Below are 24,459 nucleotides of genomic sequence, written 5' to 3' on the forward strand. Positions count from 1 at the left end.
GACCCCCTCCTCGCCCTCACCACCTTCAACCTCGCCATAGGCAACACCGACGCCCACGCCAAGAACATCTCCGTCCTGCGCCACGCCGACGGCACCGTCCGCCTCGCCCCCGCCTACGACGTCTCCATGCACCTCCACCACGACCACGCCTCACGCGTCTTCGCCATGGACGTCGCCGGACAACGCGACATGGACCACCTCACCGCCGAGGACCTCGTCACCGAAGGCACCACCTGGGGGCTGCCCCGACGCCGCGCCCAACGCGCCGTCGCCCAGACCCTCGACGGACTCCTCGCGGCGCTCGCGGACATCGACCGCGACGCCCACCCCGGCGTGAGCCGTCACGCCTGGCGCACCGTCGAGCACCGCACCACCGACCTCCGTCGCGGCCTCGTGGCCTGAGCCTCGTCGCCGAGGGAGAGCCGTGGTCGGCCGGGGTAGAGCCGTGGTTGCGCGGGGTAGAGCCGTGGGTCTTGTGCTCGACGGCGTGTGGTCGCGCTGGGTGGTCGGGGTGGGTGGTGGTGCCGCGTCTACCATCCGCCGCTCGTTCCTCGCGGCTCCCGCCAGGCCCGCCACGACGCGGCACCACCACCCACCCCGCCCGGCTTCGTCTTGCCCTGGTCGTCGCTCATCCGGGCAACTGCCCGCGTCGGCAGCCTCGCCTCGCCTCGCCTCGCCTCGCCTCGCCTCGCCTCGCCTCGCCTCGCCTCGCCTCGCTTCGCTTCGCGACGCGGCCGACATCGCGGCGCGCGTCCGACCGCCGTCGGACAGGTGACCACCGTTCTGCCTCCTGGGACCCCGGTTCTACCTCGCGCCACCAGGCCTCTACCTCGGCGGGCTGCCCTTCTCCGTCGGGCCAACCACGGTTCTCGCTCGACAGGTCGCGCGGCCCGGGTCAGAGGGAGCGCTGGAGGAGGATCGTGTCGACCCAGCGGCCGTGCTTGTAGCCGACGGCGGTGAGGCGGCCGGCCTCGACGAAGCCGAAGCGGCGGTGGAGGGGGAGCGAGCCCGCGGCCTCGGGCACGTCGGCGACGACGGAGACGACCTGGCTGACCCCCGCGGTGGTGCACGCCTCCAGGAGCGCGGCGAGGAGCGCGGTGCCGATCCCGCGCCCGGCGAAGGCGGGGTCGAGGTAGATCGTGTCCTCGGCGGTGTGCCGGTACGCGGGCTTCGGGCGCCACGCGGACGCGTAGGCGTAGCCCGCGACCACCGGGTCGCTCGTGCCGTCCGGCCGGGTCGTGCCGTCGACCTCGGCGACGAGGAACGGCAGGCCGCGCGCGGTGACGTCGCCGAGCTTGCGCTGCCACACCGGGACGTCCCAGACCTCCTCCTCGAACGTCACGCACGTGTCGCGGACGAACGGGGCGGCGATCTCGGCGACGCGCGCGAGGTCGTCCGCGGTGGCGGGGCGCACCGTCACGGTCGGGTGAGCCGCTGCCGACGGGGTGGTCGGGCCGGGGGAGGGGAGGGTGCTCACCGGACGAGCCTACGGGCACGGCTGCGGGGCGGACGCGCCCTAGGCTGGGGCCATGGCAGCCCTCATCGCACCGAGCATCCTGTCCGCCGACTTCGCGAACCTCGAGCGCGACCTGAACGCCATCTCGACCGCGGACTACGCGCACGTCGACGTGATGGACAACCACTTCGTGCCGAACCTCACGATCGGGCTTCCCGTCTTCGAGCGTCTGGCGCAGGTGTCACCGGTCCCGATCGACGCGCACCTCATGATCGAGGACCCGGACCGCTGGGCGCCGGCGTACGCGGAGGCCGGGGCGGCGTCCGTGACGTTCCACGCCGAGGCCGCTGCTGCCCCTGTACGGCTCGCTCGCGAGCTCCGGCGCCTGGGGGCCCGCGCGGGCCTCGCGCTGCGCCCTGCGACGCCTGTGGAGCCCTTCCTGGACCTTCTGGCGGAGGTCGACATGATCCTCGTCATGACGGTCGAGCCGGGCTTCGGCGGGCAGTCGTTCATCGACGGGACGCTCCCCAAGATCCGACGGGCCCGCGAGGCCGTGAGCGAGTCGGGTCTGGACGTGTGGATCCAGGTCGACGGGGGAGTGTCGCGCTCGACGATCGAGCGGGCGGCCGACGCGGGGGCGAACGTCTTCGTCGCGGGGTCGGCGGTGTACGGGGCGGAGAGCGTGCCGGGCGAGATCCAGGCGCTGCGCGAGCTGGCGGAGGCCTCGGCGCACGCGCACTGACGGCCGACCCGAGAAGGAGCCCGAGCGGAGGGCTCCTTCTCTCGTACCGATAAAAATAGTGTGCCAAGCGGCCATAACCACCCCGCCGAACCGAGACACCTCACCAACCGGCACGGAGGAGCGGGGTGGCCCGGTTCACGTTCGCTCGACGGGCGGACGTGTCGGTGCCGAGGAATGCGCGAGTAGCATGCTCGGTTGAAAGCAGCAGTACGCACGAACGTGCTCCGGGGTCGGTGCAATTCCGAGCCGGCGGTGACAGTCCGCGACCCGCGCCCACGCGCGGTTGACCTGGTGGAACTCCAGGACCGACGGTGACAGTCCGGATGGGAGGAAGCACGTGCGGCGCGGCCACGCCCAGAGCGTGGTGCTCCGGCGACCCGTCGGCGCACCCGTTCGTGACGGCGACGGCCTCGCCGTGGTGAGCGACGCCGTCGGGCCGGTCCAGGCCTGACCCCGCCGCCCGCCCTCACCCCGGAGCGCTCGTGCCCGGGAGGAGGACGATGGGCGAGCGCCCCCGCACCCTGACGATCGACGCCGCGATGGCGCGCGCGCTCGTGCTCGCGGCTCGCGGGCCCGCGCACGGGCCCAACCCTCGGGTCGGCTGCGTGCTCCTGGGCCCCGCCCCAGGCGGTCGGCCGGTGGCCTACGGCGCCTCTCCGGAATCTCTGGACCCGCACCCGCGGCCCGTGCTCGCCGAGGGATACCACCGTGGTGCGGGCACGCTGCACGCCGAAGCCGCGGCCCTCGCCGACGCCCGGCAGCGCGGCGTCGACGTCGCCGGCGCGACCGCCGTCGTCACGCTCGAGCCGTGCGCCCACACGGGCCGCACCGGGCCGTGCGCCGACGCGCTCGTCGCCGCGGGCGTCGCCGAGGTCGTGCACGCCGTCGCCGACCCCAACCCCGTGGCGACGGGCGGCGCCCACCGCCTGAGCGCGGCCGGGGTGCGGGTCGTGCGGGGTCTGCGCGCCGCGGAGGGCGAGGAGCTCCTCCGGGTGTGGCTCACGTCCGTGCGCCGGGGCACGCCGTACGTGACGCTCAAGACCGCGACGACGCTCGACGGCTACGTCGCCGCCGAGGACGGGACGAGCCGCTGGATCACCGGACCGGCGGCACGCGAGCACGCGCACCGGGTTCGGGCCGAGGTCGACGCGATCCTCGTCGGCACGGGCACCCTCCTGACCGACGACCCGGAGCTCACGGCACGGGTGCACGCGACGGATGCCGCGAGCGCCGGGCGTCTCGCGGCGCACCAGCCGCTGCGGGTCGTCGTCGGGCTGCGCGGGATCCCCCCGTCGGCGCGGGTGCGCGGCGAGGGTGGCGAGCTGGTGCACCTGCTGACGCGCGACGTCGGTGAGGTGCTGGCCCGGCTCGGGGACCGTGAGGTGAGGCACGTGCTCGTGGAGGGGGGTCCGTCGCTCGCGACGGCGTTCCTCGCGGCGGGCGCGGTCGACGAGCTGCACGCGTACGTGGCCCCGGTGCTGCTGGGGAGCGGTCGGCGGGCCGTGGACGGGCTGGGCGTGGCGACGATCGCCGACGCGCACCGGTTCCGCACGGTCGAGGTGAGGCGCGTCGGGGACGACGCGCTGGTGGTGTCCAGGAAGAGCACGGAAGGACGGGACGGCTGATGTTCACGGGGATCGTGGAGGAGATCGGGAAGGTCCGGGACATCGGGTTCCCGGGCGGCGAGGGGGAGGACGCGGTGCTCACGGTCGAGGGGCCGCTCGCCACCTCGGACGCGGCGCTGGGCGACTCGATCGCCGTGAACGGTGTGTGCCTGACGGTCGCGAGCCTCGGAGGTGACGGGTCGTTCACGGCGGACGTGATGCCGGAGTCGTTGCGTCGTACGGCTCTGGGCGACCTCGTGGCGGGGTCGCCGGTGAACCTGGAGCGGGCCGTCCGGGCGGACGCGCGCCTGGGCGGGCACGTGGTGCAGGGGCACGTGGACGGTGTCGGGACGCTCGTGAGCCGCGACCCGGGGGAGCGCTGGGACGACCTGGTGTTCTCGGCGCCTGCGGGCCTGACGCGGTACGTGGCGGAGAAGGGCTCGATCGCGGTGAGCGGGGTGTCGCTCACGGTGACGCACGTGGGCGACGAGACGTTCGGCGTCTCGCTCATCCCGACGACGCTCGAGGCGACGATCCTCGGTGCGCTGGTGCCGGGCGACCGGGTGAACCTCGAGGTGGACGTGCTCGCGAAGTACGTGGAACGCCTGCTGGTGTCTGGCGTGGTCCCCGGGAGCGCGTCGTGACGGGCGCGGGGTCCGCGAGCGCCGCCGTGCCGGAGGGGACGGGGGGTGTGCGCCTGGGGTCGGTCGAGGAGGCGCTGGCGGAGATCCGGGCGGGTCGACCAGTGCTGGTGGCGGACTCGCCGGACCGGGAGAACGAGGCGGACGTGGTGTTCGCGGCGCGGGGGGTGTCGGCGGAGTGGGTGGCGTGGACGATCCGGCACTCGTCGGGGTACCTGTGCGCGCCGATGCCGGCGTCGCGGGCGGACGCGCTGGAGCTGCCGTTGATGGTGCCGCACAGCCAGGACCCGCGGCGCACGGCGTACACGGTGACGGTGGACGCGGCGACGGGGGTGACGACGGGGATCTCGGCGGAGGACCGGGCGCGGACGTTGCGGGTGCTGGCGGACCCGGCGTCGGGTCCGGTGGACCTGATCCGGCCGGGGCACGTGCTGCCGTTGCGGGCGGTGCCGGGGGGTGTGCTGCACCGTGCGGGGCACACGGAGGCGGCGGTGGACCTGGTGCGCCTGGCGGGGATGGGCGAGGTCGGTGGGATCGCGGAGCTGGTGCACGACGACGGGACGATGATGCGTCTGGGGGACGCGGCGGCCCTGGCGGAGCGTGACGGGCTGGTGCTGATCACGATCGCGGACCTGGTGGCGTGGCGGCGGGTGCACGACCCGGCGCCTGCGGTGGCCGCGGAGGTGCCGGATCGGGAGGCGTTGGCGCGGCGGGTGCACCGCACCGCCTCGGCGGAGCTCCCGACGGCGCACGGCCGGTTCCGGGTGGTGGGGTACCGGGACCTGCGCACGGGGGCGGAGCACGTCGCTCTCGTTCCTGCGGTCGCCCCGGCCGGCTCGGCAGACCGCGGTGAGGTCGGTGCGGAGGCCGCGAGCGCCGTCGGACCGGAGGTGGTGCCGGTGGTGCGGGTGCACTCGGAGTGCCTGACGGGTGACGCGTTCGGGTCGTTGCGGTGCGACTGCGGTCCGCAGCTGCAGGCGGCGATGGAGCGGGTCGCGGCGGAGGGTGGTGCGGTGGTGTACCTGCGGGGGCACGAGGGGCGCGGCATCGGGTTGCTGGCGAAGATCGGGGCGTACGAGCTCCAGGACGCGGGTCTGGACACGGTGCAGGCGAACCTGGAGCTGGGGTGGCCCGTGGACCGCAGGGAGTACGGGGCGGCGGCGGCGATCCTGGCGGACCTGGGGCTGTCGCGGGTGCGGTTGCTGACGAACAACCCGGCGAAGGTGACGGGCCTGGTGGCCTCGGGCATCGACGTCGTGGGGACGGAGCGGATCGAGGTGGGTCACGGGGAGCACAACCGGGCGTACCTGGTGACGAAGAAGGTGGCGATGGGTCATCTGCTGGACACGGTGGCGGTCCCGGAGGGGGTCGGCCTGGTGGAGCCCGGCGAGGGGCTGGGCGTCGAGACGAAGGAGGACGAGGGATGAGCGGGGCAGGTGCGCCGACGGTGAGCGTGGACGGGTCGGGGCTGCGGGTGACGGTGGTCGCGGCGAGCTGGCACACGGAGGTGATGGACGGGTTGCTGGCGGGGGCGCGCCGAGCGTTGGCGGCGGCGAACGTGTCGCACGTGAGCGTGGTGCGGGTGCCGGGGTCGTTCGAGCTGCCGGTCGCGGCCGCGCGGGCGGTGGAGCACGGCGCGGACGCGGTGGTGGCGCTGGGGGTGGTGATCCGTGGGGGGACGCCGCACTTCGAGTACGTGTGCCAGGCGGCGACGTCGGGTCTGACGGACGTGAGCGTGCGGACGGGCGTGCCGGTGGGCTTCGGTGTGCTGACGTGCGACGACGAGCAGCAGGCGCTGGACCGGGCGGGCCTGGAGGGGTCGCGCGAGGACAAGGGCGCGGAGGCCGCGGAGGCGGCGGTCGCGACCGTGGTGGCGCTGCGCGACCTGTGACGGGGCGGCCGGGGCGTGCCCGCTGGGCGGACCGCGCCCCGGTCCCGCTCGGGTGGCGGATACCCTGGGGCGCGTGAAGACGTTCGAGTCCCTGTTCGCGGAGCTGTCCGAGAAGGCCACGACGCGACCTGCCGGTTCCGGCACGGTCGCGGAGCTGGACGCCGGCGTGCACGCGATCGGGAAGAAGGTGGTCGAGGAGGCCGCCGAGGTGTGGATGGCCGCCGAGTACGAGGGCGACGTGAAGACGGCGGAGGAGATCTCCCAGCTCCTCTACCACCTGCAGGTCCTCATGCTGGCGAAGGGTCTGAGCCTGCAGGACGTGTACGAGCATCTGTGAGCGGCCGTGCCGGTGAGCGTCCTCGCTCCCGGCCGCGAGCGCCGCTCGCCCCTCGCTCGTCCCTGCTGTTCCCCGCTCCTTGCCCGATCCCCTGAACGAAGGTCCTGTCATGCTGCGTATCGCCGTCCCCAACAAGGGGTCCCTGTCCGAGCCCGCCGTCGAGATGCTGCGCGAGGCGGGGTACCGCCAGCGTCGTGACTCGCGCGAGCTGGTGCTGGCCGACCCGGACAACGACGTCGAGTTCTTCTTCCTGCGTCCGCGCGACATCGCGGTGTACGTGGGGTCGGGCACGGTCGACGTGGGGATCACGGGCCGGGACCTGCTGCTGGACTCGGGCGCGGACGCGGTGGAGCACATGCAGCTCGGCTTCGGCGGGTCGACGTTCCGGTACGCGGCCCCGGCGGGCACGGTGACGTCGCTGGAGCAGGTGCAGGGGCTGCGCGTCGCGACGTCGTACGAGGTGCTGGTCGAGGGGCACCTGCGCTCGCACGGCGTGGAGGCCACGGTCGTGCACCTGGACGGCGCGGTGGAGTCGGCGGTGCAGCTCGGGGTGGCGGACGTCGTCGCGGACGTGGTCTCGACGGGGACGACGCTGCGGGGCGCGGGCCTGGAGGTGTTCGGCGACCCGATCCTCGTGTCGGAGGCGGTGCTGATCCGTCCGCGCGCGGTCGCGGAGGCGGACGTCCCGGCGGGGGTGGAGGTGCTGAGCCGACGCCTTCAGGGCGTGCTCACGGCCCGCCAGTACGTCCTCATGGACTACGACGTGCCCGTCGCGCTCGTGGAGCGCGCGGTCGCGATCACGCCGGGCCTGGAGTCGCCGACGGTGTCCCCGCTGCACGACCGCGACTGGGCGGCGGTGCGCGCGATGGTGCGCCGCGACCAGACGAACCAGGTCATGGACGCCCTGTACGACGTGGGGGCGCGCGCGATCCTCGTGACGCGGATCCACGCGTCCCGCCTCTGACCCCGCTCGCACCCCGGGGGGCGGCGCCGGTGAGCGTCGTGCGGGTGTGAGACGGTGGCGGCATGAGCACCGACCCGTTCCCAGATCCTGGCCTGCCGGGGGAGCGCCGGGACGACCCGTACCGGCCGTTCCGGCCCCGGTTCGGGCTGGTGTCGGCGTGGGCGACCGGTGTCGTGGTCGTCGGCGGGTGCGTCGTGGTCGGGCTGTCCGCGACGGGCCCGCTCGGCACGTCGTGGGTGAACCGGCTGTCCCTGGCGGCGTTCGCGCTGTTCGCGGCGTGGTTGCTGTGGCGCCTCGGGGGCGTGCACGCCGTCCCGACGCGCGCGGGCCTGCGGGTGCGCAACGTCATCTACACGCGCGAGCTCGAGTGGGCGCAGGTCGTGTCGGTCCGGTTCGGCTCCGGCGACGCGTGGGTGCGCCTGGACCTCGCGGACGGGTCGACGCTCGCCGTCATGGGGATCCAGCGGGCCGACGGCGCCCGCGGGGACGCGGAGGCGCGGCGCCTCGCGGCGCTGGTCCAGGCGCACGGCGAGGCGCACGAGGAACCGCGCACCTGACGCGCGACGGCACAGGACGGTACGCGAACGGCCCCGGATCCAGCGGATCCGGGGCCGTTCGTCTGCTCGCGTCGCCGGCGGCTGACGCCGGGGCGGTCAGTACGCGGTGCGGTGGCGGGGCTTGCGCTCGCCCCGGTCGTCGGCACGGTCGAAGCGGTCGCGACGCTCGTCGCGGCGACCGGACGGGCCGTGGCCGCCGCGCGGGCCGCGCGACGCGGGCGCGCCCTCGTCCAGGCGGATGCGCAGCGCCTTCCCGGCGACCCGGGCGCGGGAGATGCGGTCCATGGTCTCCGCGTCGAGCGGCGCGGTGATGTCCACGAGGGAGAAGGACGGGAAGATGTCGATCTTGCCGACGTCCGACCCGGCGAGGCCGGCCTCGTTCGTCAGCGCGCCGACGATGCCGCCGGGCATCACGCCGTCCTTGTGACCCACGGACAGGCGGTAGCGGGTGCCGACGGCGTCGCGGCGGATGCCGCGCGTGCCGTCGCCCTCGCGACGGCCCGACGCACGCTCGCCGCGCGGACGCTCGCCCGTGCGCTCGGTGCGGCGCGCCTTCGCCTGCTCGCGGGCCGCGGCACGCTCGGCCTCGAACCGCTCCTGCTCCTCGCGGGCCCGGGGGCCGTCGTCGCCGACCGCGAGCGCCGCCATGGCCGCGGCGAGGTCGACGGGGTCGACGTCGTGCTCGGCGAGGAAGGTGCGCACCATGTCGGCGTACATGGACAGGCGGCCGGCCTCCTGGCGGGCGGGGACCTGGCCGAGCAGGGCCCGCACCTTGTGCGCGGACACGTCCGCGGGGGAGGGGATCTCGATCTCCTCGAGCGGGGTGCGGGTGGTGCGCTCGATGGCGCGCAGGCGACCGCGCTCGTGCGGGGTGACGAAGCTCAGGGCCTCGCCGGTGCGCCCGGCGCGGCCCGTACGGCCGATGCGGTGCACGTACGCCTCGGGCTCGCCCGGGAGGTCGAAGTTCACGACGAGGCCGATGCGGTCCACGTCGAGGCCGCGCGCGGCGACGTCGGTCGCGACGAGGACGTCGAGCGCGCCGGAGCGCAGGCGCTCCACGATCCGCTCGCGCTCCTTCTGCGCGACGTCGCCCGAGATGGTGGCGGCGGAGATGCCGCGCTCGACGAGCGCGGACCCGACCTCCTCCGCGGCGCCGCGCGTGCGGGTGAACACGATCGCGGCCTCGGCGTCGGACGTGGCGAGGACGCGCACGAGGGATCCGGTCTTGTGCCGGAACGGCACGACGGCGTACGTCTGGCGCACGCTCGTGACCGTGGAGGACTGGCGGGCGACGGCGATCTCGACGGGGTCGGTGAGGTGCTCGTTCGCGACGCGGCGGATCGGGGCGGGCATCGTCGCGGAGAACAGCGCGACCTGACGCTCGCGCGGCGCGCGGGAGAAGATCGTGTCGACGTCCTCCGCGAAGCCCATGCGCAGCATCTCGTCGGCCTCGTCGAGCACGAGGAAGCGCACGTCGTCGAGCACGAGGGTGCCGCGCTCGATGTGGTCGATGACGCGCCCGGGGGTGCCGACGACGACCTGCGCACCCGCCGCGAGCGCCCGCTGCTGCGGCTGGTAGGGGGACCCGCCGTACACGGCGACGACGTCGACCTTGGGCAGGTGGGTCGCGAACGACTCGACGGCGTCGGCGACCTGCATGGCGAGCTCGCGCGTCGGGGTCAGGACGACGGCCTGCACGCGGCGCAGCGAGGGGTCGATCGCGGCGAGCAGCGGGAGGCCGAACGCGGCGGTCTTGCCGGTGCCGGTCTGCGCGACGCCGGTGATGTCGCGGCCGGAGAGGAGCGCCGGGATGGCCTCGGCCTGGATCGCGGACGGGGTGACGAAGCCGAGGTCGGCGACGGCGCGCTCGAGGGGGGCGGGCAGGCCGAGGTCGGCGAACACGGGCCCGGCGGGGACGGTCGGCTCGGGACGTGTCCGGTCCGCGCGCTCGGTGGCGGCGTCGGCGGACTGGTCGAGGGCGTGCGAGGGCGCGAGGACGTCAGCAGTCATGAAAGGGTGAGGACCGTTCGTTTCGGGGTGTGGAGTGGCGTGCGGTCACCAGGACGGTTCTCGCAGGTCGCACTCCCGAACACACCAGGCCGGCCACCGGGACGATCAGGGATGATCGAGGGGGACGGCCGCTCTCACGGACACACGCGGGACGAGCGACGAACTCCAGAGGTGTGCCCATCCTACCGGAGGGTGCGGTCGGTGAGCGGGCCGGGCCCGGTGACGTCCCTCACCGCGTCCCCGTCCCCGTGGTCGGTCGGGACGGACGAAACGGGTGATTTCCGCCTGGGGAGGGCGCCGCGCCGCGAAATGAGGGTCCGGGTGCGGGGGCCCGGTACGTAGGATGGTCCGCGCGCGGCAGGTCGCCGCGACGGCGCGACGTGAGCACGGGGCGGTGGGTGTGTCAGCAGGGCAGCAGGTCAGCTCCCGCGTCCTGACCGTCCCGAACGTCATCAGCCTCCTGCGGCTGCTCCTCGTGCCGGTGTTCGCGGTCCTCATCGTGCGCGGCGACGACGTGTGGGCGCTGGTCGTGCTCGCCGTGTCGGGGGCGTCGGACTGGCTCGACGGAGTCCTCGCGCGGCGCCTCGACCAGGTGAGCCGCCTCGGGCAGATGCTCGACCCGGCCGCGGACCGGCTCTTCATCCTCGTCACCCTCCTGGGTCTCGCGTGGCGCGACGTCGTGCCGCTGTGGCTCGTCGTGGTCATCGTCGGGCGCGACCTGCTCCTCGCCGCGCTGCTGCCGCTGCTGGCACGCCACGGGTACGGGCCCCTCCCGGTGAGCTTCGCGGGCAAGGCCGGGACGTTCGCGCTGCTGTACGCGTTCCCGCTCCTGCTGCTGGCCGAGATGCCGGGGTGGCTGGGCGACGTCGCCGCGGTCACGGGCTGGGCGTTCACCTGGTGGGGTGTCGGCCTGTACTGGCTCGCGGGCGCCCAGTACGTGCTGCAGACGCGCGCGCTCGTCGTGCGCGACCGGGCCGCCACCGACGAGACCGGCACGACGACGCAGGAGGCGCCGTGAGCCAGAACCGTCCGGACCCGGGCGCCGCCGCACGCCGCGCTCCCGTCGACGCGTCGATGACGCTGCTCAACGAGGTCATGCACCGCCCGCTCGACCCCGGGTACGCGGACGCCGCGGCGCGCCGCGCCGCGGGCCAGTCACCGCAGCGCGGCCGCACGGGCACGGTCGCCCTCGTCGCCCTGGCGGTCGTCCTCGGTGTGGTCACGACGGCGGCCGCGGTCGAGCTGCGCGCCCCGCAGCCGGGCGTCATCGCGGCGCGCGAGACCCTGGAGCAGGAGATCCTCGACCGGCAGGGCGCCGCCGAGGAGCTCACGGCCCGCGGGGCGGAGCTGTCCGCGGAGATCGAGCAGCTCCAGGGCGCCGCGCTCAGCGGCGCGAGCGCGGACGTGCTCCAGGGCCTCCAGGAGGAGGGCGCGCTGACCGGCACGCAGGCGGTCGAGGGCCAGGGTGTCGTCGTCACGCTCGACGACACCAGCGGCGGCCTGTCGTCCGACACCGTGGACGCGAACTCGCTCGTGCACGACTCCGACCTCCAGCGCGTCGTCAACGCGCTCTGGGCCGGCGGCGCGGAGGCCGTCGCGATCAACGACCAGCGCCTCACCGGGCTGTCGGCCATCCGCTCCGCCGGCGACGCGGTGCTCGTCGACCTGCAGCCCCTCGTCGGCCCCTACCGGGTCGAGGCGATCGGTGACCCGGACACGCTGCGCACCTCGCTCCTGCGGTCGGGCACGTCGGACTACCTCCAGATCCTCGGGACCCAGTACGGCATCCGCTCGAGCGTGACGACGCAGAGCCGCCTCGACCTGCCCGGCCGGTCCGCACCCACGTTGTTCTTCGCGCAGCCCCCGGCCGCGACCGTAGACTCCGACACGCCCGCCGGGAGCACCGACGGCACGACGGACGGCACGACCGACGGGACCGGGACGGGCTCGGAACCGCACGAGACAGGGCAGGAGATCGTCGAATGATCGCAGTCGTCGGACTGGTGGTGGGCATCGTCGCGGGCCTCGTCCTGCAACCCACCGTGCCGGTGTCGCTGCAGCCCTACCTGCCCATCGCCGTCGTCGCCGCGCTCGACGCCCTGTTCGGGGGCCTGCGCGCCCGCCTCGACGGGCTGTTCGACGACAAGGTCTTCCTCGTGTCGTTCCTGTCGAACGTCGTCGTCGCCGCCCTCATCGTCTTCCTCGGCGACCAGCTCGGCGTCGGGAGCCAGCTCTCCACGGCCGTCGTCGTCGTGCTCGGCATCCGCATCTTCTCCAACGCCGCCGCCATCCGGCGCCACATCTTCAAGGCGTGAGCGTGACCCGCGACCCCCAGGACCCCCGCGACCCGGGCGCCGACGACGTGACGCCGGGCGCCCACGCCCCGGACGACGCTCCCGTCAGCACGGGCGAGACCACCGACGAGACCGCCCCAACGCCGGACCTCGAGGCCGTCCCGGACGTCGCGGCCGAGACCGAGACCCCGGCCGAGACCGCAGCTCCGCACGCGACCGCCAGTGAGGCCGCCGTCGACGCTCCGGACGAGACCACCGACGACGGCGAGCCCGCCGACGAGCCGGCACGCGCGCACGACGTCGCACCCGAGGTGCCGGACGGCGCGGTCGAGGGCGACGAGCCGCCCGCGGTCGACCCCGCCCCGGTCGGCGAGGAGCCCGGCGCCGACCCGGCAGGTACCGGTCCGCACGACGCCGCCGATCACGACCGCGGCGACGGGGACGGGGACGGCGGCACAGCCGCCCCGGACGATCCCGCGGGCGACGCCGCCGCACCGGACGGCGACGCGGCGACCGCGGACATCACCCGCACGGACACCACCGGCACGGACACCACCGGCACGGACACCACCGGCACGGACGCCTCGGCGCCGGCGGAGCCCCCCGCGACGACGGGGGTGATCGGCGCCGTGGGTCGCCACGGCTCCCCGACACGACCGGAGCCGCGCGGGCTGCGCGGGCTCGGCCGCGCGCTGCGTCCCCGCGCGTCCCGGTCCCAGATCGTCGTCGGCGTCCTGTGCGCGCTGCTCGGCTTCGCGCTCGTGGTCCAGGTGAGCCAGACGCAGGAGGACCAGCTCTCGTCCCTGCGCCAGAGCGACCTCGTGCGCCTCCTCGACGACGTGACCCAGCGTTCCGGCGAGCTCGAGGACCAGGTCTCCTCGCTCGAGTCGACGCGGGACGAGCTCCAGTCCGGGTCCGGGCGCGAGCGGGCCGCCCTCGAGCTCGCCGAGCAGCAGGCGGAGACGCTCGGCATCCTGTCCGGCCGGCTCCCCGCCGAGGGCCCGGGCGTCGAGATCGAGGTCGTCGAGGGCGCGGAGGCGCTCGACGCGTTCGCGCTCTTCAACGTGCTCGAGGAGCTGCGCAACGCGGGCGCGGAGGCGATGGAGGTCAACGGGGTCCGCCTCGTCGCGAGCAGCTACTTCGAGGACTCGGCCGACGGCGTCGTGGTCGACGGTCAGACGATCACCTCGCCGTACCGGTGGAACGTCATCGGCGACCCGTCGACGCTCGAGACGGCCCTCGAGATCCCCGGCGGCGCGATGGCGTCGCTGCGCGCGGACGGGGCGCGCACGACGATCACCCAGCAGGACCGGGTCGAGGTCGCCGCGACCGTCGAGCCCGGTGCACCGCAGTACGCGACCCCGGTCCCGGCCGACGAGTGACTGCGGCTTCCCGCATCCCCGCAGGCCGGGGTAGGTTGGGACGACCGTGGGTCGCGCGCACCGCGTGACCTGCGGGTGTAGTAGTTTTCGAGCACTGTTCCGCACGGCGGGGCCACGACCCCGTGGTGCGGTGTTCCGAGGTCGAGCACGACGTGCGTGAGCCCCGAGGAGGCGAGATGAGTGTCCCAGGCGGTCCTGAGGTGCCGAACCGGGCGGGTAGCGACACGACGGTCAGCTTCGGCCGGATCGAGGCCCCGATCGAGGAGGGCGTGCAGCCCGGTGGCCTGAGCCCCGAGGAGCACGCCGCGGTCGCGGCGCTGCCGCGCCACTCCGCCCTGCTCATCATGCAGCGCGGTCCCGGGCAGGGTTCCCGCTTCCTCCTCGACGCCGAGCGCACCGTCGCCGGCCGGTCGGAGCGCGCGGACATCTTCCTCGACGACGTCACCGTCTCGCGCAAGCACGCCGAGTTCGTTCGCGAGGGCGAGCACTTCCTCGTGCGCGACGTCGGCTCGCTCAACGGGACGTACGTGAACCGCAGCCGGATCGACGCCGTCGCGCTCTCGACGGGCGACGAGGTGCAGATCGGCAAGTACCGGCTCACGTTCCACGCCAGCCCGCACGCGGGGGCACCGGCGGGCGGCACGGCCCCGCGGTCGTGAACGCCTCGACGGGCGCCGCGCACGCCACGGCCCCCGAGCCCGCCGACGGCGCGGAGCCGTGGCCGCAGGGCATCTCGCGTCGCGCGACCATGCGCATCTCCGACGTGCTGCGCGCGCTGCGGGCGGAGTTCCCGAACGTCAGCCACTCCAAGCTGCGCTTCCTCGAGGAGCAGGGGCTCATCGAGCCCGTGCGCACCGCGTCGGGCTACCGCCAGTACAGCCCCGCGGACGTCGAGCGGCTGCGGTTCGTGCTCGTCGAGCAGCGTGACCGCTACCTGCCGCTCAAGGTCATCAAGGAGCGCCTCGCCGCCCTCGACGCGGGTGCCGACGTCGAGGCCCTCGCCCCGCGCCTGGCGACGACCGACGGCGAGCCCGGCTCGGCGGCCGTCCGCCAGCGCTACACGCTCGACGCGCTCGTGTCCGCAGCGGGGGTGGAGCGAGAGCTCGTCGAGGGTCTCATCGAGGCGGGCGTCCTGCGCCAGGCGCCGGGCGGCCAGCTCGACGCGCGCTCGCTCGACGTGGTCGTGCTCGCCGCCGGGCTCTCGGAGTACGGCATCGAGCCACGTCACCTGCGCTCCCTGCGCACCGCCGCCGACCGGCACGTGAGCCTCGTGCACCAGGTCGTCTCGCCGTGGCGCGGGCAGCAGAGCGCGTCCGCGCGCGCCCACGCGGGCACCGTGGCCTCGGAGGTCGGCGAGCTCTGCGCGCAGCTGCACACCGTGTTCGTGCGCCAGGGGATCGACGACCTCACGCGCTGACCCGCTCGTCCGCCCGCCCTCCGCGGGGCGCCCGCACGGTTGCGCCCCACCCCCTGCCGGATGCCGGGGGGAGACGTACCGTGGAGGAGTGAGCGACGACGTCCCGATGGTCCCGGTCGAGGTGCTCGGGGTCCGTCAGCAGCAGCGCGACCAGGAGATCGTGGTGCTGCTGCTCGACGACGCGTCCGAGCTCGTGGTGCCGATCGTCATCGGGCCGCGGGAGGCGAGCGCGATCGCGATGGCGCAGGCCGGCCTGCCGACGCCGCGGCCCATGACCCACGACCTGCTGCGGGACCTGCTCGACGCGGTCGGGGTGCGGCTGGAGCGGGCGGAGATCGTCGCGCTCGACGGCGGCATCTTCTTCGCCGAGCTGGTCCTCAGCAACGGGGTGCGGCTCGACTCGCGCGCGTCGGACGCGATCGCGGTCGCGGTGCGCACCGGCAGCCCGGTGCTGTGCTCGGCGGAGGTCGTCGCGACGGCGGGGGTCGAGGTCGTCGACGTCGCGCAGCAGGAGGAGGTCGAGAAGTTCCGCGACTTCCTGGACCACGTCCAGCCGGAGGACTTCTCGGTGGACGAGTAGGTGGACGGTCCGCACCGTCGGGGGGACCGACCGTCGAGCGACGGTCGAGGCTTGCGGGCACAACGGACAACACGGACGTTCGACCTCAGGTCGAGGGTTGAGCGGCCGGATCGCCGGACGCACGGGCGCGACACGCCCGAGCGCTCGGGTCGTCGGTCGTTGACGACCCCCGACGGCGCCCATAGCGTGGTCGTGGACATCACCCCAGGAGGCAACAGTGAACAGCAGCGGTGAGGCGAGCGTCGGTGTCGGCGCGACTGTTCCGCACGGCGCGCAGGGCCTCCTCTTCGGGGAGGACATCACCGAGCAGGACACGACGACCGGCTATCGCGGCCCGACCGCGTGCCGTGCCGCGGGCATCACGTACCGCCAGCTCGACTACTGGGCCCGCACCGGGCTGGTCGAGCCGACCGTGCGCCCCGCGTCCGGCTCGGGCTCGCACCGGCTGTACAGCTTCCGGGACATCCTCGTCCTCAAGGTCGTCAAGCGCCTCCTCGACACCGGGGTCTCGCTCCAGCAGATCCGCACCGCCGTCGAGCACCTGCGCGAGCGCGGCGTCGACGACCTCGCGCAGATCACCCTCATGAGCGACGGCGCGAGCGTGTACGAGTGCACGTCGCCCGACGAGGTCGTGGACCTCGTCCAGGGCGGTCAGGGTGTGTTCGGCATCGCGGTCGGCCGGGTGTGGCGCGAGGTCGAGGGCACGCTCGCGGAGCTGCCCACCGAGTCGCTCGACGACGAGGACGGCGCGGCGGTGAGCCCGCAGGACGAGCTCGCGCAGCGCCGTCGGGCCCGCTCCGCCGGCTGAGGCCGCGAGCGCCGCCGTCCCGGGGGCGGTGGGGCGCTCATCCTGCCGGGCCGGGGCCGCCCGGTCGACGCGTCACGGCACCCGCCGGCCTGTGGAGCACGTCACAGCCGGTGCGACGGCCTGCCCGGCGAGGCCGTGGGAGGATCGCCCGGTACGCGGCGCGTCACGCCCTCCCCGGCGGCGCCGCACGGTCGACGGATGGAGTGCCGGTGTTCTCGAAGGTCCTGGTCGCCAACCGCGCGGAGATCGCCGTCAGGGCGTTCCGCGCCGCCTACGAGCTGGGGGCCCGCACCGTCGCGGTGTTCCCGCAGGAGGACCGCAACTCCGAGCACCGGCTCAAGGCCGACGAGGCGTACCTCATCGGGGAGCCGGGCCACCCGGTGCGGGCGTACCTCGACATCGAGGAGATCGTGCGCGTCGCGCGCGAGGCGGGCGCCGACGCGGTCTACCCGGGCTACGGGTTCCTCTCGGAGAACCCCGACCTGGCACGCGCGTGCGCGGACGCCGGGCTGACGTTCGTCGGGCCGCCGCCGGAGGTGCTCGAGCTCGCGGGGAACAAGGTGCGCGCGCTCAAGGCCGCCCGCGAGGCCGGACTGCCGGTGCTGGCGTCGAGCGAGCCGTCGTCGGACGTCGACGAGCTCGTGGCCGCGGCGGACGCGATCGGGTTCCCCGTGTTCGTCAAGGCCGTCGCCGGTGGTGGCGGGCGCGGGATGCGCCGCGTGGACACGCGCGAGGACCTGCCCGAGTCGCTGGCCGCCGCGATGCGCGAGGCCGACGGCGCGTTCGGCGACCCGACGGTGTTCCTGGAGCAGGCGGTGCTGCGCCCGCGGCACATCGAGGTGCAGATCCTCGCCGACGGCGCAGGCAACGTCGTGCACCTGTACGAGCGGGACTGCTCGCTGCAGCGCCGCCACCAGAAGGTCGTCGAGATCGCGCCGGCGCCGAACCTCGACCCGGCGATCCGGGACGCGCTGTGCGCGGACGCGGTGCGGTTCGCCCGGCACATCGGGTACCAGAACGCGGGCACGGTCGAGTTCCTCGTGGACACCGTCGGTGAGCGGGCCGGGCAGCACGTGTTCATCGAGATGAACCCGCGCATCCAGGTCGAGCACACGGTGACCGAGGAGGTCACCGACGTCGACCTCGTGTCCGCGCAGATGCGCATCGCGTCCGGCGAGACGCTCGAGGACCTCGGGATCCGGCAGGAGGACGTGCGCGTCAACGGCGCCGCCCTGCAGACCCGCATCACGACCGAGGACCCGGCGAACGGGTTCCGGCCCGACACGGGCCGCATCATCGCCTACCGCTCGCCGGGCGGGGCGGGCGTGCGGCTCGACGGCGCGACGGCGACCGCCGGGTCCGTCGTCTCGGGCCACTTCGACTCGATGCTCGTGAAGCTCACGTGCCGCGGCCGCGACTTCCCGACGGCGGTGCGCCGCGCCCGGCGCGCGCTCGCCGAGTTCCGCATCCGCGGCATCCGGACGAACATCCCGTTCCTGCAGGCCGTGCTCGCCGACCCGGAGTTCGTCGCGGGCAACGTGGCGACGTCGTTCATCGACGAGCGGCCCGAGCTCCTCGCGGCGCGCGAGAGCGCCGACCGGGGCACGCGCCTGCTCGCCTACGTGGGGGACACGACGGTCAACCGCCCGCACGGCGAGCCACGGCGCGCCACGGACCCCGCGACGAAGCTGCCCGCGCTCGACCTGTCCGTCGCGCCGCCGCCCGGCACGCGCCAGCAGCTCCTCGAGCTCGGCCCCGAGGGCTTCGCGCGCGCCCTGCGTGGCGAGCAGCGCCTGCGGGTCACCGACACCACGTTCCGCGACGCCCACCAGTCGCTGCTCGCGACGCGCGTGCGCACGCACGACCTGGCCGCCGTGGCGCCGCACGTCGCGCGCGCCACGCCGCAGCTGTGGTCGGTCGAGGCGTGGGGCGGGGCGACGTACGACGTCGCGCTGCGCTTCCTCGGCGAGGACCCGTGGGAGCGGCTCGCGACCCTGCGCGAGGCGATGCCGAACCTCGCGATCCAGATGCTGCTGCGCGGACGCAACACGGTCGGGTACACGCCGTACCCGACGCGCGTCACCGAGGCGTTCGTGGCGGAGGCCGCCGCGACGGGCATCGACGTGTTCCGGATCTTCGACGCGCTCAACGACGTCGACCAGATGCGCCCCGCGATCGAGGCCGTGCGCGCCACCGGGACGACGGTCGCCGAGGTCGCGCTGTGCTACACGGGCAACCTGCTCGACCCCGCCGAGGACCTGTACACGCTCGACTACTACCTGCGCCTCGCGGACCGCATCGTCGACGCCGGCGCGCACGTGCTCGCCATCAAGGACATGGCCGGGCTCCTGCGCCCCGCCGCCGCGACGCGCCTCGTGACCGCGCTGCGCGAGCGCTTCGACCTGCCCGTGCACCTGCACACCCACGACACCTCGGGCGGTCAGATGGCGACGCTGCTCGCCGCCGCGGCCGCCGGCGTGGACGCGGTCGACGCCGCGAGCGCCGCCATGGCGGGCACGACGAGCCAGCCGTCGCTGTCCGCCCTCGTCGCGGGCCTGGAGCACACCGAGCGCGACACCGGCCTGTCGCTGACCGCGATCGCGGACCTGGAGCCGTACTGGGAGGCGGTGCGCCGCGTCTACGCGCCGTTCGAGTCGGGCCTGCCCGGGCCGACGGGGCGCGTGTACGAGCACGAGATCCCGGGCGGGCAGCTGTCGAACCTGCGCCAGCAGGCGATCGCGCTCGGCCTGGGGGACAAGTTCGAGCAGATCGAGGCGATGTACGCCGCGGCGGACCGCATCCTGGGGCGCCTGGTGAAGGTGACGCCCTCGTCGAAGGTCGTGGGCGACCTCGCGCTGCACCTCGTGGCGGCGGGCGCGGACCCGGCGGAGTTCGCGGCCGACCCGCAGGCGTTCGACATCCCGGACTCGGTGATCGGGTTCCTGGGCGGCGAGCTGGGCGACCCGCCCGGGGGCTGGCCGGAGCCGTTCCGTTCCCGTGCCCTCGCCGGTCGCGCGGCGCGCGGCGGCGTGACGCCGCTGTCGCCGGAGGACGAGGCCGAGCTCGCGCAGGCGGGGGAGGTGCGGCGCCGGCGGCTGAACCACCTGCTGTTCGCGGGGCCGACCAAGGAGTTCGAGCAGGTGCGTCAGGCGTACGGGGACGTGTCGGTGCTCGACACCCCGACGTACCTGTACGGGCTCGAGCCGGGTCAGGAGGTCGCCGTCGCGCTCGGCAGGGGCGTGCGCCTGCTCGTGGGTCTCGAGGCGATCGGCACGCCCGACGAGCGGGGCATGCGCACGGTCATGTTCACCCTCAACGGTCAGCTGCGCCCGATCCAGGTGCGCGACCGTGCGGTCGACGTCGACGCGCGCACGGCCGAGAAGGCGGACCCCACGCAGCCGGGGCAGGTCGCGGCGCCGTTCGCGGGCGCGGTGACGCCGGTCGTCGTCGTCGGGGACGCCGTCGAGGCCGGGCAGACCGTCGCCACGGTCGAGGCGATGAAGATGGAGGCCGCGATCACGACCCCGGTCGCGGGCACGGTCCAGCGGGTCGCGATCGGCGCGGTGCAGCAGCTCGAGGGCGGCGACCTGGTCCTCGTCGTGGGCTGAGCGGTGGGCACCCGCGTGGTCGGGGTGGCCGCCTGAGGCGACGCCCGTCGCGGCGGGCAGGGCGAGCGGAGGAGGATCCATGCGAGTCACGTTCCACGGCCACGCGTGCGTCACGGTGCGGCACGGCGGCCAGGTCGTCGTGATCGACCCGGGCACGTTCAGTGACGTGGCGGACGCCCTGCGCGACGCCGACACCGTGCTCGTCACCCACCAGCACCCGGACCACGTCGACGCGCCCGCGCTCGGCGCCGCCCTCGCGGCCCGGCCCGGGCTCACGGTCTGGGCGCCCGAGGCGGTGGTCGCCGCGCTGCGTCCCTCCCTGCCGCAGGACACCTCCGCGCGCGTGCACGTCGTCGTCCCCGGCGACGGTCTCGACCTCGGCGGCCTGGAGGTCGTGGTCGGTGGCGGCCGGCACGCGGTGATCCACCGCGACGTGCCCCGGATCGCCAACGTCACCTATCTCGTCCGCGGGGACGGTGCGACGCTCCTGCACCCCGGCGACTCGTTCGACGCGCCGGACGGCGACGCGCTCGGGGGAGAGCGGCTCGACGTGCTCCTCGCGCCAGTGTCCGCGCCGTGGCTCAAGCTCGCCGAGACGATCGACTTCGTGCGCGGGATCGACCCGCGCGTCGTCGTCCCCGTGCACGACGCCCTGCTCTCGACGGTGGGGCACGGCATGGTCGACCGTCTTCTCGGGGAGCAGCGCACCGGCGGGACGTACGCGTACCGACCGCTCACTCCCGGTGCGGCGCTCGACGTCGCCGCGGGGAGCCTGGACGGTGCCGGTGACGCCGCGGCCCGCGCGCTGCGCGACGAGCACCCCGAGTACGGCGAGGTGACGCTGCTCGAGGCCGACGAGACCGTGCCGCCCCGCCCCGAGGAGGAGGCGGCGGACACGCTGCGCTCCGACCCGGCGCGCTGAGACCGGCGCCGGTCCCGCCGGCGCCCGCCCGCGAGGCCTACAGCAGCGGGCGCAGGGGAGTGAGGACGACCTCGCTGAGCTTGGCCGCCACCGAGCGGGAGTCCCACTCGGCGAGCGTGAGCTCCCGCGAGTTCGAGAGGTCGACGTCGAACACCTTCTCCATCTGCTCGGCCACCCCGGGGTCGGTGATCTCGAGGTTCACCTCGTAGTTCCCCGTCAGGGAGAGCCGGTCGATGTTGGCCGTCCCGATCGTCGTCCACGCGCCGTCGATGGTCGCGGTCTTCGCGTGCACCATCGCGTCCCGGTACAGGTGGATGCGGACCCCGCCCTTGAGCAGCGCCGTGTACAGGCCGCGCGACAGCCAGTCCGCGAGCACGTGGTTCGAACGCTCGGGCACGAGGACCCGCACGTCGACGCCGCGCGCCGCGGCCGCGAGGAGCGCCGCGAGGATCTCCCGGTCAGGGATGAAGTACGCCTGCGTGATGTAGACGTGCGAGCTCGCGCGGTCGATCGCGTCGAGGTAGATGCCGCGGATCGGGAAGACGAGGTGCGCGGGCGCGTTGCGCGCGGCCCGCAGGCGCGGCTCCCAGTGCACCGACCCCGGGTCGGCGAGCAGCGGCTGGCCCGGCTTGCGGTTGGCGTTCCAGAAGTCCACGAACGCGTTGCGCAGCTCCCACGCGCTCGGGCCCACGAGGCGGACGTGCGTGTCGCGCCACTGCGTCGCGTAGAGGGCGCCGATGTTGTACCCGCCGACGAACGCGATCTCGTCGTCGACCACGAGGATCTTGCGGTGGTCGCGACCCGACTTGCGCACGTTGAGCATGAGCACGCCCGGGCGGAACACGGGGTACCGGATGACGTGGATCGGCTCCGGCAGGTCGAAGAACGCCTGCGGGACGACGAGGTTCGCGAACCCGTCGTAGACGACGAACACCTCGACGCCGCGAGCGCTCGCCTCGACCAGCGCCTGCTTGAACTCCTCGCCGAGCGCGTCGGCCTTCCAGATGTACGTCTCGAGCAGGATGCGGCGCTGCGCGCCGCGGATCGCGCCGAGCATCTCCCGGTAGACGTCCTCGCCGTACGTGAAGACGGTCGTCGTGGTGCCCGCGACCTCGACGTCGGCGGGGGAGGAGCGGGGGAACGACGCCTCGGTCGTGTTGCGGCGCTTGCGGATCGCGTCAGCGGTGACGAGCACGCCCGCGACCGTGATCGGCGCCGCGACGGCGACCACGAGCGCGCGAGAGAGCAGACGGCGGGCGGTGCGCAGGGCGGAGTCGGGCGACAGGTGCACGGACTCACCGTAGCGGGCGCGTCTCCGCGCGCGACCGCAGGACGGGCGCGCCGCGGGTGAGATCCCGCACCGCGGCCGCTCCCGGGTTCTCCGAGAGCCCGGGTCAGTGCGAGCGGAGGGCCTTGACGAGCTCGGCCTTGCGCATCGAGGAGCGGCCCTCGATGCCGATCTCCGCGGCACGCTTGCGCAGCTTCTCGACCGTCCAGTCGTCGTAGTCGCCGGCCTTGCCGCCCTTGCGGCCGACGCTCTTGCGGGACGACCCGGCCGCGGCGTTCGCGATGCGCGCCGCCTTCTCCTTCGAGTCGCCCTCGTCGCGCAGCTTCTCGTACAGCTCGGGGTCCTTCACGCTCGGTCCCGGGTCGCGCTTCGGCACGGCGTCCTCCCTCGTCTCGTTCCGGCCACCTCGGCACGGGGGCCGGTCCCCCGTCAGGCTCACGCGGCCGTCGTCCGCTCGCACGCGGAGCTCACCCGACCGCCACACCTCGGCACCTCATCCGAGCACCGTGACGCGGGACTTGCTGGAGTCCACGTGCACGACCCGCCCCGCCACCGCGGCGAAGCCGTGCGGGTCCGCGTCGTACGCGGCCTGCCAGCGCACCACCCCGTCGTCGAGCGACAGCCCCACGAGGAGCGCGCGCCGCGGGGAGTCGGGGTCGGGCGCGACCACGGCGAGCGTGGCGCCGTCCGTGAACGCGGCCGTCACGCCGCGCGCGAGGTCCGGCCCGGCGTCGGGGCCACCCGCGGCCGACGCGGACCGCGGCCACGACCACACCCGCTCGCCCGTGCGGGCGTCGAGGGCGACGAGCGCGTCGCCCGTGGCGAGGACCGCGCGGCCGTCCGCGAGCGCCACGGCCTGCACGACCGGCAGGTCGACGCGCCACAGCTCGCCGGGCGGGTCCGTGGCCCCACCGGGCGCCGACGCGAGCGCGCGCACCCTGCCCGGGGCCTCGAGGAGCCAGGTGGTCGCGGTCCTGCCGGGTCCGACGAGCGGGACGAGAAGGCGCCCGGCGAGGGAGGTCAGGACCGTCCCGTCCGGGGCGACGAGCTGGGTGGCCACGGTGCGGTCGGGGGGCCGGACGGTCGTGCGCCAGAACGTGCCGTCCGCGCGGGGCGTGACGGTCGCCGTGATCGCGTCGCCGCGGGCGTCCAGGCGGGTCCCGGCGAGGGTGAGGACCGCGCTGAGGCGGCACCCGCGCACGACGAGCAGGTCGTCCTCGACCGTGACGGCGGCCTGGCCGGCCACCTGGGGCCGGCACATCGCGGTGCGTTCCGCGTCGTCCGGCTCGACGTCCTGCCGCCAGCGCACCTGCGCGGTCCGGGCGTCCTGGAGCGCGAGGTGGACGACGCCGCCGGTGCGGGACCAGCGCAGGACCGTCCCGCCGGGCGCGGGGACCGCGCGGCCGAGGTCGTCGCCGAGGGGCACCGGGTCGGTCGTCGGGCCGCCCGGGCCGAGGACGTGCGCGACGGGCGCGAGCGCGGGGCCGGTCAGGCACGTGACGACGGCGGGTCGAGGCGCGGGGGCCGACGTCTCGCCCGTGGCCGGGCCGCACCAGGCCGTCGGGTCGAGCGCACGCCAGGACCGGGCGCCGGTCGCGACGTCGCGCCCCTCCACCCCGTCGCCGGTGACGACGGCGAGAACCGTGCCGTCGCCGACCACGGCGAGCCGCGACGCCGCGGCGTCCCTCTCCCACGCCGGCTCGGGAGGGACCGCGAGGGAGACCACGGCCCCGGGCAGGGCGAGGCGTTCCCGCTCGGCGGTGGCCGTGCGCCACGTCCCGACGGCGACGAGGACGAGGGCGAGCACCACGAGGGGTGCGCCCACGCGCAGGAGCAGGGCACGTCGTCGGGCCGGTGCCGCGGGCCCGTGGGCCCCCTCCGCGGGTGCGCCGCGCCCGGTCGGTGCGGGCTCGTCGTCCGGGACGAGCTCCACCCGGTGGAGCGAGGCCATACCGATG

24 protein-coding genes and 1 riboswitch are annotated in these 24,459 nt (G+C 74.8%); of the genes, 19 read left to right on the top strand and 5 right to left on the bottom strand.

Annotation, left to right across the window (positions count from 1 at the left end; all coding sequences use genetic code 11):
• On the top strand, positions 1-402 hold a 402-nt coding region (locus A0J59_RS14585), incomplete at its 5' end, for a HipA domain-containing protein (RefSeq protein WP_172820069.1).
• Positions 403-895: 493 nt separating this feature from the next.
• Here A0J59_RS14585 and A0J59_RS14590 read toward each other — a convergent pair.
• Positions 896-1,477 carry a GNAT family N-acetyltransferase gene (locus A0J59_RS14590; protein ID WP_082919059.1) on the bottom strand — a complete coding sequence of 194 codons (582 nt, stop codon included), beginning with the start codon at positions 1,475-1,477 and terminating at the stop codon, positions 896-898.
• Positions 1,478-1,529: 52 nt separating this feature from the next.
• Between A0J59_RS14590 and rpe the strand changes: the two genes are divergently transcribed.
• The 8 genes from rpe to A0J59_RS14630 all read left to right on the top strand — a co-directional run bounded on the left by rpe (position 1,530) and on the right by A0J59_RS14630 (position 8,192).
• Positions 1,530-2,198: a ribulose-phosphate 3-epimerase gene (rpe, locus tag A0J59_RS14595; RefSeq protein ID WP_047234221.1), complete on the top strand. Its 669-nt coding sequence runs from the start codon at positions 1,530-1,532 to the stop codon at positions 2,196-2,198.
• Between the two features lie 215 nt (positions 2,199-2,413).
• A riboswitch (FMN riboswitch) is annotated at positions 2,414-2,539 on the top strand.
• A 159-nt stretch (positions 2,540-2,698) separates the two neighbouring features.
• A complete protein-coding gene (gene ribD / locus A0J59_RS14600) occupies positions 2,699-3,823 on the top strand; it encodes a bifunctional diaminohydroxyphosphoribosylaminopyrimidine deaminase/5-amino-6-(5-phosphoribosylamino)uracil reductase RibD (RefSeq protein WP_064316593.1) in 1,125 nt (374 codons plus the stop codon).
• A complete protein-coding gene (locus tag A0J59_RS14605) occupies positions 3,823-4,446 on the top strand; it encodes a riboflavin synthase (RefSeq protein ID WP_047234220.1) in 624 nt (207 codons plus the stop codon). Before ribD ends, A0J59_RS14605 begins: the two co-directional genes overlap by 1 nt.
• Entirely contained in the window at positions 4,443-5,870 is a 1,428-nt protein-coding gene (gene ribA, locus A0J59_RS14610; protein ID WP_082919060.1) for a GTP cyclohydrolase II, read from the top strand. The genes A0J59_RS14605 and ribA overlap by 4 nt, the downstream gene beginning before the upstream one ends.
• Positions 5,867-6,334 carry a 6,7-dimethyl-8-ribityllumazine synthase gene (gene ribH / locus A0J59_RS14615; RefSeq protein ID WP_047234219.1) on the top strand — a complete coding sequence of 156 codons (468 nt, stop codon included), beginning with the start codon at positions 5,867-5,869 and terminating at the stop codon, positions 6,332-6,334. Before ribA ends, ribH begins: the two co-directional genes overlap by 4 nt.
• Before the next feature lie 73 nt (positions 6,335-6,407).
• Positions 6,408-6,671, top strand: a complete 264-nt coding sequence (locus A0J59_RS14620; protein WP_024839663.1) for a phosphoribosyl-ATP diphosphatase — start codon at positions 6,408-6,410, stop codon at positions 6,669-6,671.
• 109 nt (positions 6,672-6,780) lie between these two features.
• Positions 6,781-7,635, top strand: coding sequence for an ATP phosphoribosyltransferase (gene hisG, locus A0J59_RS14625; RefSeq protein WP_047234218.1), 855 nt, complete (start codon positions 6,781-6,783; stop codon positions 7,633-7,635).
• Positions 7,636-7,697: 62 nt separating this feature from the next.
• The gene (locus tag A0J59_RS14630) at positions 7,698-8,192 is read left to right on the top strand and encodes a PH domain-containing protein (protein WP_047234217.1); all 495 of its coding nucleotides are present in this window, start codon (positions 7,698-7,700) and stop codon (positions 8,190-8,192) included.
• 96 nt (positions 8,193-8,288) lie between these two features.
• On the opposite strand, the gene A0J59_RS14635 is transcribed toward A0J59_RS14630, so the two are convergent.
• A complete protein-coding gene (locus A0J59_RS14635; protein ID WP_064316594.1) occupies positions 8,289-10,202 on the bottom strand; it encodes a DEAD/DEAH box helicase in 1,914 nt (637 codons plus the stop codon).
• Positions 10,203-10,602: 400 nt separating this feature from the next.
• Here A0J59_RS14635 and A0J59_RS14640 point away from each other — a divergent pair, with 400 nt between their 5' ends.
• From A0J59_RS14640 to A0J59_RS14685, 10 genes are all read left to right on the top strand, one after another.
• Positions 10,603-11,220: a CDP-alcohol phosphatidyltransferase family protein gene (locus A0J59_RS14640; protein ID WP_064316605.1), complete on the top strand. Its 618-nt coding sequence runs from the start codon at positions 10,603-10,605 to the stop codon at positions 11,218-11,220.
• On the top strand, positions 11,217-12,188 hold the full coding sequence (locus tag A0J59_RS14645) for a DUF881 domain-containing protein (RefSeq protein WP_064316595.1): 972 nt from the start codon (positions 11,217-11,219) through the stop codon (positions 12,186-12,188). Before A0J59_RS14640 ends, A0J59_RS14645 begins: the two co-directional genes overlap by 4 nt.
• Positions 12,185-12,517, top strand: coding sequence for a small basic family protein (locus A0J59_RS14650; protein WP_021483549.1), 333 nt, complete (start codon positions 12,185-12,187; stop codon positions 12,515-12,517). Before A0J59_RS14645 ends, A0J59_RS14650 begins: the two co-directional genes overlap by 4 nt.
• The gene (locus tag A0J59_RS21275; protein WP_156533063.1) at positions 12,514-13,878 is read left to right on the top strand and encodes a DUF881 domain-containing protein; all 1,365 of its coding nucleotides are present in this window, start codon (positions 12,514-12,516) and stop codon (positions 13,876-13,878) included. The genes A0J59_RS14650 and A0J59_RS21275 overlap by 4 nt, the downstream gene beginning before the upstream one ends.
• A gap of 176 nt (positions 13,879-14,054) precedes the next feature.
• A complete protein-coding gene (locus tag A0J59_RS14660) occupies positions 14,055-14,537 on the top strand; it encodes an FHA domain-containing protein (RefSeq protein WP_047234767.1) in 483 nt (160 codons plus the stop codon).
• Positions 14,534-15,295, top strand: a complete 762-nt coding sequence (locus A0J59_RS14665) for a MerR family transcriptional regulator (RefSeq protein ID WP_047234766.1) — start codon at positions 14,534-14,536, stop codon at positions 15,293-15,295. The genes A0J59_RS14660 and A0J59_RS14665 overlap by 4 nt, the downstream gene beginning before the upstream one ends.
• A 106-nt stretch (positions 15,296-15,401) precedes the next feature.
• Positions 15,402-15,875 carry a bifunctional nuclease family protein gene (locus tag A0J59_RS14670; protein ID WP_024839673.1) on the top strand — a complete coding sequence of 158 codons (474 nt, stop codon included), beginning with the start codon at positions 15,402-15,404 and terminating at the stop codon, positions 15,873-15,875.
• A gap of 217 nt (positions 15,876-16,092) precedes the next feature.
• Positions 16,093-16,683 carry a MerR family transcriptional regulator gene (locus A0J59_RS14675; RefSeq protein ID WP_047234765.1) on the top strand — a complete coding sequence of 197 codons (591 nt, stop codon included), beginning with the start codon at positions 16,093-16,095 and terminating at the stop codon, positions 16,681-16,683.
• A gap of 209 nt (positions 16,684-16,892) precedes the next feature.
• Positions 16,893-20,291 (top strand): pyruvate carboxylase, encoded by a 3,399-nt coding sequence (locus tag A0J59_RS14680; RefSeq protein ID WP_064316607.1) that lies wholly within the window; start codon positions 16,893-16,895, stop codon positions 20,289-20,291.
• A gap of 79 nt (positions 20,292-20,370) precedes the next feature.
• Entirely contained in the window at positions 20,371-21,213 is an 843-nt protein-coding gene (locus A0J59_RS14685) for an MBL fold metallo-hydrolase (RefSeq protein ID WP_064316596.1), read from the top strand.
• A 37-nt stretch (positions 21,214-21,250) separates the two neighbouring features.
• Here the strand turns inward: A0J59_RS14685 and A0J59_RS14690 are convergent, their stop codons facing one another.
• The 3 genes from A0J59_RS14690 to A0J59_RS14700 form a co-directional block, all read right to left on the bottom strand.
• Positions 21,251-22,504: a phosphatidylserine/phosphatidylglycerophosphate/cardiolipin synthase family protein gene (locus A0J59_RS14690; protein WP_255365238.1), complete on the bottom strand. Its 1,254-nt coding sequence runs from the start codon at positions 22,502-22,504 to the stop codon at positions 21,251-21,253.
• 103 nt (positions 22,505-22,607) lie between these two features.
• Positions 22,608-22,877, bottom strand: coding sequence for a Rho termination factor N-terminal domain-containing protein (locus tag A0J59_RS14695; protein ID WP_047234790.1), 270 nt, complete (start codon positions 22,875-22,877; stop codon positions 22,608-22,610).
• A 117-nt stretch (positions 22,878-22,994) separates the two neighbouring features.
• Complete coding sequence (locus A0J59_RS14700) at positions 22,995-24,452, bottom strand: PQQ-binding-like beta-propeller repeat protein (RefSeq protein WP_064316597.1); 1,458 nt, start codon at positions 24,450-24,452, stop codon at positions 22,995-22,997.
• Positions 24,453-24,459 lie beyond the last annotated feature (7 nt).

The organism is Cellulosimicrobium sp. I38E (genome assembly GCF_001647255.1).
Lineage (GTDB): Bacteria > Actinomycetota > Actinomycetes > Actinomycetales > Cellulomonadaceae > Cellulosimicrobium > Cellulosimicrobium cellulans_E.